This window comes from Actinomadura chokoriensis, assembly GCF_041463665.1.
Classification (GTDB): Bacteria; Actinomycetota; Actinomycetes; order Streptosporangiales; family Streptosporangiaceae; genus Spirillospora; species Spirillospora chokoriensis_A.
The window spans coordinates 137,079-146,391 of sequence record NZ_JAXCEJ010000009.1 but is presented as its reverse complement, the minus strand read 5'-3'; the positions used below and the strand labels follow the sequence as shown (position 1 = coordinate 146,391).

Genomic DNA, 9,313 nt, shown 5'->3' with positions numbered 1-9,313 from the left:
CTCGCGAGTCGTCGGAGGCTGGAGTCCGCCGTCAAGAGCGCAGGTAACGCAGGACCGCGGCGGTTCGCCGGCTCTGCAGCGTGCCGAGGACGTGCATCAGCAGGTCGGGCGGCAGCCCCCGCTCCAGGCCGAGCCGCTCGTAGAAGGTCCTGGCCTGTTCCCGCAGGATCTGCCGGAGGGCCGAGGAAGGCATGTTGGGCGGTGACTCGGCGCCGGTCTCGTACCAGGCCGCCATGCGGTGGCGCACGAAGTCCTCGATCGACCGCTCCACCGACCTGGTGAAGATCGGGGTTCTCCTCGGCGAGAAGGTCTCCCCGATGACGCCCGCGCCGCCCGCGAGCTGGTCGGCCGCGTGCTCGGCGAGCAGCGGCGCGTTGTGGAAGCCGTCCCGGTAGGTGCCGGTCAGCAGGTACAGACCCGGCTCGCGTACCCATCCCACGAGCGGGAGGCCGTCCAGGGAGACCGGCCGGTTGCCCACGCGGTAACCGGTGATCTGGTGGTGGTAGATCTCCTCGTCGAGCTGGGCCATCGCGCAACCGGTGAGGAAGTGGACGTCGCCGAGCACCCCGTTCGCCTGGGGCTCCCCGACCACCATGTTCGTCGCGCCCAGGTACTCCCGTTTCCCGCCGAGAGGGACCAGGTGAAGGCCGCAGGCGAAGGCGCGGTTGGGCGTGCGGACGACGCTTTCGAAGCCCGCTCCCCGGGTCCGCTCGGCAACGACCGCGAAGCCGAGCCCCGCGAACATCGGCATGACCTCGTCCGGTTCCAGCACCGGGGCGAGCAGCGCGCCGCTCCTGGCCCCCGCCGCGACCACGGTGGCGCCGGCCGCCACCCGCTTCCCGTCCGCGAGGACCGCCCCGGTCACCTGACCGCCCTCGGAGGCCAGCCCTGCCACCTCGGGCAGCATCGTCACGCCGGCGGCTCGCACCCGCCGTTCGACCAGGTCCAGTACGGCGCGGGCATCGACCCCGCCTTCCCCGGGGATGTGGATGGCCCGCAGCGCCCGGGCGTCCGGCCGCGGGCAGTAACCGCGTATGGCGGCCGGATCGACCTCCGTCCAAGGTTCGGCATAGTGCTCGGCCGCCGCTGTGATCGCGTCGAAGTTCTCCGAGTCGAGTTCCGAGCCGCAGGTGTTGAGGACGACATATGTGCCCTCGGCGACGTCCGGGGAACGGGCGGTGTCGTCGCTGCTCCGGAGCCGCTTGAGCAGATCAGGCCACCGGTGCCTCGCCGCCAGGGAGAGCTCGAATCGTTCCCTTCCGGCATCGCCGACGAAGGTCTCCGCGGTGACCTCGGCGAAGCAGCCGAGCATGGCGCCGGCCGCCTGACTGGCTCCCGTCGGGCGCCTGGCATCCCCGCTGATCGCCACGCGCAGCCGTGCGCGCTCGGCCAGCTCATTCGCCAGGAACAGCCCCAGCGCGCCGTTTCCGACGATGAGGCAGTCGAACTCCGTCACATCCACCACAGATTCTCCTGAGCAGGATCGGGGAAATTCTATGCGAATTGGCCATCGAAACGAAGTAATGGAGCAGGTCTGTGGAATCCGAGAGCCGACACTTCCACAAGCCGGCGACGCAAGGCCGCTGGCCGGCGAGTACCCATCCCTGGACGCGGCTCTATAGCGTCGAGCCCGGATTGTTCAGCAGTCGACCTCACATCGAGGTCGACTCCGAACCGGGATGACCGGACCGGGCGGATACGGTGCCGCCGCCCGACCAGCGGCGACCCGTGAATCCGCTCGATGTGCCGGGACGTTCAACCGATCATTCTGGTCAGTTGAACGGTCGATCGCGATCTCCGTGTCGCCACAGCACTACTCAGAGTCCGTCGGACTGGTGCCGCCAGCGCTCCTTCAGGGCTTCGGCGAAATCGTTCCACGTCTCCGCGGAATGCAGCGCCATGTCGGCCACGATCGGCAGGAGGTGTGAAGGTATCACCTCGGTCATCCGGGAGATCTTCGCCTCGGCCACACTCTGCACATGGAGCCAGCGGAGCAGTTCTTTGCCGAGCTCCGAGAACTTGAGCGCGGGATCTTTCTGCATGACCAGGAGCCGGCTCTGGCTATCTTGCCTCTCGGGCGAGTGCGAGCGGTGACCCGTTCGAGCCTGGGGCCTGAAGTTCGCTGTCGCGTTCCCATCGGGCGACGGACGATCCACGTCGTTGCGTCGCCAAAGGCCTTTTCGCACGGAATGCGCAGTCCCGATGGAGACACCGGCGATCTCGGCGATCCGCCGGAGCGGGGCGGTGGGATCGGCCATGATCGCATCGGCGGCCCGCTTCCTTGCGTCCGCACCGTTCACCGGGCGCCGCCGGCCGTCGCGACCGAGCCGCGTCTCGTCCGGCGTGCGCCCTTCTGTCATCTGTTGCCGGATGCGGCTCACGGTCCCGGGAGCGAGCCCCGCTGACCGCGCGATACTCCGATCCGCCATGTCCGGGAACATGCCGATGATCCGGGCGGCCGCGGCTCGCCTGTCCTCCAGCGACAGCGGCAGGCCGTGGGTGATATTGGCCTCCACGGCCCTGACGAAAGCCGCTTCCTCGGAGCCGTCGAAGAACTCGGCCGCTATGACGTCGTCACCCCTCATCCTGGCGGCGTGGAGCCGGTGCATCCCATCGATCACCCGCATGGTCTGCCGATGCACCAGAATCGGCGGCACATCGGTCCCGGCCTCGGCCAGCAAGCGCACGTGGTTCTCATTTTCCCCGGAAGTGCGGGGAGAATTGGCGGGTAAGAGCTTGTCGATCTCTAGAAACTTCGAGGGAACGCCATTTTCTTCACGTTCAGACAAGGACACTCCACAGAGATGCGACCAGAGACGATTAATGTCGCTCACAGACAGGCCGTCTAGACTCGTATCAGCGATACTGATCAGGAGCCGCAGAAACGAATGACAACCTTTGCGGGGTACTTGGGCTACCTTGTCGGTTGCATATCATAGGACAGCCACTCACAGGTGTCAATCAACATGCCCACGCCAACTCGCACACTCTTTACCTGCAGGAACACGGCATTTCCGGTTTGACTGGGGCCTTGCTCCGCGGCGTTAAGTGCACCCCTCAGCGGTCCGCGCTCTCCGGGAGTGCTCCACTGCTGGTACAGCCGGCCCAGGCTGCTCTGCGACGTGAAAGAACAGCGGCCGTGTTCACCTCCGCCGATACTGATCCTGGATAGGATCTGTATCGGCGTCCGACGGGCCGAGCCGGGGCCGACCTCCGGCTTTCCCGGGCGGCTTGGCCGTAAATCCGAGAAGTGCTTTCTGACCTGCAGCGACAGGCTTGCCGAGAGTCCCGCGGGCGGTAAGGAAAGAAGCACGTCCCAGGCGGACGGCGTATCGGCCCATATCCGCGTGCGGATGGCCAGAGCGGCGGTCGCGGTATGGCCGCACAGGCCGGGGCCCTGCTGCTGGTGAAAACGGTTCGCAATGGCGGGCTGGACATCGCCTTTATCGGCGGCGCCCGTACCCTGGGCCCGGTCTGGTGCAGCCAGACCGACAGCAGTCACCCGTCCGACGGCCACGGGCACCGCTCGCCTGCTGAGGAAGCGGCCTCGGGTGGTGCGCCGTGTCGGCCTGCGGCTGGCGCCGCGCGGTTCTTCCTCGCCCCCGTACCGCCCGTTGCAGGAGGGTCCTGAACGGGTCGGCCGGGGAACGAGGTCTCTCGGTGCGGCGAAGCCGGCCGGGCTTGCCCTCTCGGCGTCAGCCGACCGGGTCCAACAGGTTCACGTTGTTCATCCCCTGCGCGATCACGCGGGCCACCTGCAGCTCCTGGGGTGTGAGCAGGCCGAGTTTCGCGTCCGGCGGGCGTTCCCCGTCCAGCGCGGGCGCTCCGGCGCACCGCTCCGCGTACCGCGGGGCGACGGCGATCCGGCCGCCCAGCACCGCCCGCGTGATCGCCTCGGTCAGCAGCGCGTCCGCATGTCCCGCGTCCACCGGCCGGACGCTCCGCGCGGCCTCCATCAGCTGCTCGTGCGCCTCCCAGGCGGCCCCGCCGGCTTCACGTCCATAACGCCCCCACCGTCAGTCGTACCGGTTCATCGTCCATCACGGCACCGCTGGCCGGGAGAGGCCCGCCCAGGCCGCATCCAGCCATTCGGACAAATCCGGCGTCTACCTGGCGCTGATCAGCCTGGACCCCGCACGCGAGGGCCGCGAACCCCGGACCGTGATGTCCGTTAGGCGGAAGGGATGATGGCGACTGGGCAGCGGGCGTGGTGGATGACACCGTGGGTGATGGAGCCGAGCTGTGGTGCCGTCCACTGCCTCTGGTGGGCGCCGACGAGCAGGAGGCGGGCGTTGCGGGAGGCGTTGGACAGTGCGGTCACCGGATGCTCCGGGACGAGCTCGTCCACGGCGTCCACACTCGGGTACTTGGCCCGCAGCGGGGTGTAGGTCTCGGTGAGCCGGGCGCGCAGGTCCCGTTCGATCTGATCGGCGTCGATGGCGTAGCCGGCCTCGATGAGGGTCCCGAACGTCTGCCAGGCGTGCACGACGCGCAACCGGGCGCCGCGCAGCGCGGCGGCGTCGAAAGCGTGGTCGAGCAGGGTGTCGGCGTCGCGCAGCAGGTCGACGCCCACGACGACCTCGCCGCGGTCGGCGGTGTCCCCGCGCACGATCACGATAGGGACGGTGGAGCGCGCGGCCATGCGCAGGCTCGTGGAGCCCAGCAGCATGCTGGCGAACCCGCCGCGGCCTCGGCTGCCCAGCACCAGCTCGAACGCCCTGTCCGACTGGTCGCGCAGCGCCTGCGGGGTCTCTCCGGCGACCAGGGCGGTCGTGGTCTCCAGCTCGGGCCACCGCTCCTGGACGCGTTCGCGGGCCGCGGCCAGCAGCCGGCGCCCGGCGGCGGTCATCCGCTCGGTGGTCTCGGGCGGCATGAACAGCGGCGCCTTGTAGGGCCAGCTCTCCAGCGCGTGCACGATGTGCAGGGGACGTTCGCGCAAGGCGGCTTCGGCCGCGGCCCACTGCAGGGCGCGCTCCGACTCATCGGAGCCGTCGGTACCGACGACGATCGGCTCGGACATCACATCCTCCTCAGCCATCGGTTCCCCAATATCCACGCTCTTTTCCGGGTAGTGGCGGTCCTAGGGGCGGAGGTCCCCGCTCGGGCGGCCTTTATGCCCGGGGCGCAGGAGGCCGTCGTCTCCGGGGCCCGGAGTCCGTGAAGCGAAGGCGGAGGATCCGGACTCCGGTGCGACGGGGAGGAGGATGTGCAGGTTGTGATCGCACGGCGGGGCCCGGAGGCGCTGTTCGCCCTTGCCGGTGGCGGGCTGGCGGCCGGCGCCGCCGTCCGCTGGACGGTCGGGTCGGGCGCCGGTGACCTCATCTGGCTGCTGGTGACGGTGCTCGCGCTCGTCCCGGCGGCCTGGTGGGTCGTCGACGGGCTGCTGCACCGCAGGTTCGGCGGTGATCTCATCGCGGTGCTCGCGCTGGCCGGCACGGTCGCGGTGGGCGAGCCGCTCGCCGGCGCGGTGATCGCGGTGATGCTCACCGGCGGGCGGCTGCTGGAGGAACGCGCGGGACGGCGGGCCCGCCGCGACCTGAGCGCGCTGCTGTCACTCGCGCCCCGCGTCGCGCACCGCCGGACGGACGGCGGCCTGGACACGGTCGACGTCGCCGAGGTGCGTCCCGGCGACCGGCTGCTCGTCCGCCCGGGCGAGGTCGTGCCGGTGGACGGGCTGGTGGAGCGCGACCCGGCCGTCCTGGACGAGTCCACACTCACCGGCGAGCCGCTCCCGGTGGAGCATCCGGCGGGCGACGAGGTGCGCAGCGGGGCCGTCAACTCGGGGCGGCCGTTCGAGCTGCGCGCGACCAACGACGCCGGATCCAGCACCTATGCGGGGATCGTCCGGCTCGCCGAGGAGGCCGCGGCCGAGAGCGCGCCGTTCGTGCGGCTCGCCGACCGGTACTCGGCCCTGTTCATCCCCGTGACGCTGGCGGTGGCCGGGGCGGCGTGGCTGGCCGCCGGGGACCCGGTGCGGGCCGTGGCGGTGCTGGTCGTGGCGACGCCCTGCCCGCTGATCCTCGCCGCGCCGATCGCGTTCGTGTCCGGCCTGTCGCGCTGCGCGCGCCGCGGCGTGGTGGTGAAGGGCGGCGGCGCGCTGGAGCGGCTCGCCGGGGCGCGGGTGCTGCTGTTCGACAAGACCGGCACCATCACCACCGGGCGTCCCGCGCTCACCGAGGTCGTCACCGCGGACCCGGCGGCCTTGGGCGATCCGCTGCAGCTGGCGGCCTCGCTCGACCAGGTGTCCCCGCATGTGCTGGCATCGGCGATCGTGCGCGGCGCCCATGAGCGCGGGCTGCCGCTCGCCGCCCCGTCGGACGTCGCCGAAACCGCCGGGCAGGGCGTGCGCGGCGTGGTGGACGGCCACCGGGTGAGCGTCGGCAAGGCGAGCTGGGCCGGGGACGGCGACCCGGCCTGGCTGGAGCGGGTGCGCCGCCGCGCCGCCGCACGCGGCGCGATCACCGTGTTCGTCGGGGTGGACGGGCGGGTCGCCGCCGTGCTGCTGCTGCGCGACCGCGTCCGCCCGGACGCGCCGCGCACGTTCCGGCTGCTGCGCCGGGCCGGCATCGAACGCACCGTGATGGTGACCGGCGACCGCGCGGACGTCGCCGGCCCGATCGGCGAGCTGGTCGGCGCGGACGTCGTGCACGCCGGGCTGACCCCGGCCGGGAAGGTGGCGGTCGCCCGCGCGGAGAGCGAGCGGGCGGCGACGGTGATGGTCGGCGACGGGGTCAACGACGCGCCCGCGCTGGCGGCCGCGGGGGTCGGCGTCGCGCTCGGCGCCCGGGGCGCCACGGCGTCGTCGGAGACGGCCGACGTGGTGATCACGGTGGACCGGCTGGAGCGGCTGGCCGAGTCCCTCGCGATCGCGCGGCGCACCCGCTCGGTCGCCCGGCAGAGCGTCGTCGCCGGCATGGGGCTGTCCCTGGTCGCGATGGTCGCCGCGGCGTTCGGGCTGCTGGCCCCGGCGGCGGGCGCGCTGCTCCAGGAGGGCATCGACGTCGCCGCGATCCTCGCCGCGCTGCGCGCCCTCGGCCCGGGCCGCGACCGGGAGCCGCGGCTGCGCGGCGACGCGGCCGAGCTCGTCCGGCGGCTGGACGAGGAGCACCGGGCGCTGTGGCCGCGCATCGACCGGCTGCCCGTCCTGGCGGACACCATCGCGGCGTCCACCGGGCAGGAGCGGGAAGCGGCCCTGGACGTCCTGGCGGGCTTCCTGGCCGATCTGGCCGAACATGAGCGCAAGGACGAGCGGCTGCTCTACCCGGCGGTCGCGCGGGCTCTCGGCGGCGCCGACCCCACGGGGGCGATGAGCCGCGGCCACACCGAGATAGCCGAGCTGACGCGGCGGATCGGCGCGCTCATCGCGGAACTGCGGGCGGCTCCCGCCGCGCCGGAGCCGGCGAGCGATCTGCGCCGGACGGTCCAGGAGCTGTACGCGGTTCTGCGGCTGCACTTCGCACAGGAGGAGGAGAGCTACTTCGTCCTCGCCGACGTGCACGACACCGCCGAGCCCTGAGCCGCCGACGTTCGGCGACGGTGACGGGACCTTCGTCACTCCTCCGCTGGGGCACGGGGGCGGACACTGGAATCCCCACCGGAGGACGGTGAATTCCGATGCGACGCCTCACTGCGCTCTCGACTGCGGTGCTGCTCCCGGCGGCCCTGGCGACGGCGCCCGCCCGGCCCGCCCTGGCGGCGTCATCTCCCACCGCGGCCGCCCGTGCGGCGGCGACCGAGGACGTCCCCACCTACACCCCCGGCGTCGCCGGCTGGCCCAGCGGTAAGGGCTTCGACGTCGCCTACCGGGCCTCCACCGGCAACGTGCTGTACCGGCGGTTCGTCGACGGCGCCTGGTCGGCCCCGCTCAACGTGGCCGGACGTCTGATCGGCGGCCCGGCCGTCACCTTCGCCGGCGGTGACCCCCACGTGTACGGACGCGGCGTCGACGGCAGGCTCTGGGAGCGCGTCCGCGTCGACGGCGCTTGGCAGCCCTGGACGAAGGTCGACGACCTGCTCATCAGCACCGCGCCCGCCGCCGCCGGGCACCCCGACGGACGCGTCGAGGTGTTCGTCCGCGACTCCGCCGACGAACTGCGGACCAGGACGTACACCCCCGGCGCCGGCTGGAGCGCCTGGACGGCCCTGGACATGACGGCCGACTCCGCGCCCGCCGTCGCCGTCACCGGCACCGACGCCGTCCGCGTCGTCGTCACCGGCCGCGACCACGCGGTCTGGACACGGACCCGTACCGGCGCCACCTGGTCGGACTGGACGTCCCTCGGCGAGAGCACCTACAGCACCCCGGGCATCGCCGCGGACACCGCCACCGGGCAGGTGTGGGTGTTCGTCCGCAACGCCGGCACCCACCGGCTGCGCGTCCGCGCCTACGCCGGATCGTGGGGCGACTGGCAGATCATGGGCGGCCTGTACGTCGACGGGCCGGGCGCCGCCTTCGCCGGAGGCAAGACCGTGTCGGTCGGACGCGGACGCGACGGGGCGTTCTGGAGCCGCACCATCACCGGCACCACCTGGACGACCGACCTGAAGGCCTGGGTGCCCGGGCCTCCCCCCGGCGTGCCGTCCACGCTGCGCGGCAAGAACGTCACCAAGATCCCCACCACGTCCAAGGTCGCCGCGCTGACCTTCGACTCGGCCTGGGACGCCTCCGGGGTCGCCTCCATCCGCGCCACCCTGCAGCGCGAGAACGTCCCGGCGACGTTCTTCCTGGTCGGCGACTTCGCCCGCGGGTTCCCCATCTACAGCAACCTGCTGGCCGGATCGGGGTTCCGGATCGGCAACCACAGCGACACCCACCCCGACTTCACCAAGATCAGCGACGCGGCGGCCACGACGCAGGTCACCACCGCCCGTACCGCGATCTTCAACACCAACGGCGCGCAGGCCGTGCCGCTCTTCCGCTTCCCCTACGGCGCCTACACCGCCTCCGACGTGACCCTGCTCAACGGCCTCGGCTACGTCCCGGTCGGCTGGACGGTCGACTCGCTCGGCTGGCAGGGCACCTCCGGCGGGCAGACCGCCGACAAGGTCATCGCGCGCGTCCTGGCCGCCAAGACGCCCGGGATGATCGTCCTGATGCACGTCGGCGCCAACCCCGACGACGGCACCACGCTGGACGCCGACGCGCTTCCCGCGATCATCACCGGGCTCCGCGGCGCCGGCTACTCCTTCACCACCCTCGACGCGCTCATCCCCTGACCGATGAGCGCGCAGACCGCCGGGGGCGGCCCCGCCGCCCCGCCGTCCGCCGGAGACCGCACGGCGAGACGAGGACGCGGCCGGACCTGGTTCGGAG

Annotated in this window: 6 protein-coding genes; 2 read left to right on the top strand and 4 right to left on the bottom strand. The window is 72.0% G+C overall.

Going from position 1 to position 9,313, the window contains the following annotated elements:
• Positions 1-31: 31 nt before the first annotated feature.
• The 4 genes from SM418_RS16925 to SM418_RS16910 all read right to left on the bottom strand — a co-directional run bounded on the left by SM418_RS16925 (position 32) and on the right by SM418_RS16910 (position 5,020).
• Positions 32-1,465, bottom strand: coding sequence for an NAD(P)/FAD-dependent oxidoreductase (locus SM418_RS16925; RefSeq protein ID WP_371941748.1), 1,434 nt, complete (start codon positions 1,463-1,465; stop codon positions 32-34).
• A gap of 352 nt (positions 1,466-1,817) precedes the next feature.
• Complete coding sequence (locus SM418_RS16920) at positions 1,818-2,789, bottom strand: ParB/RepB/Spo0J family partition protein (RefSeq protein ID WP_371941746.1); 972 nt, start codon at positions 2,787-2,789, stop codon at positions 1,818-1,820.
• 906 nt (positions 2,790-3,695) lie between these two features.
• A complete protein-coding gene (locus tag SM418_RS16915) occupies positions 3,696-3,956 on the bottom strand; it encodes a transcriptional regulator (protein WP_371941744.1) in 261 nt (86 codons plus the stop codon).
• Positions 3,957-4,171: 215 nt separating this feature from the next.
• Positions 4,172-5,020 (bottom strand): universal stress protein, encoded by an 849-nt coding sequence (locus SM418_RS16910; protein WP_371941742.1) that lies wholly within the window; start codon positions 5,018-5,020, stop codon positions 4,172-4,174.
• A gap of 186 nt (positions 5,021-5,206) precedes the next feature.
• Between SM418_RS16910 and SM418_RS16905 the strand changes: the two genes are divergently transcribed.
• A complete protein-coding gene (locus SM418_RS16905) occupies positions 5,207-7,516 on the top strand; it encodes a heavy metal translocating P-type ATPase (protein ID WP_371941740.1) in 2,310 nt (769 codons plus the stop codon).
• A gap of 98 nt (positions 7,517-7,614) precedes the next feature.
• Positions 7,615-9,216, top strand: coding sequence for a polysaccharide deacetylase family protein (locus tag SM418_RS16900; RefSeq protein ID WP_371941738.1), 1,602 nt, complete (start codon positions 7,615-7,617; stop codon positions 9,214-9,216).
• Positions 9,217-9,313 lie beyond the last annotated feature (97 nt).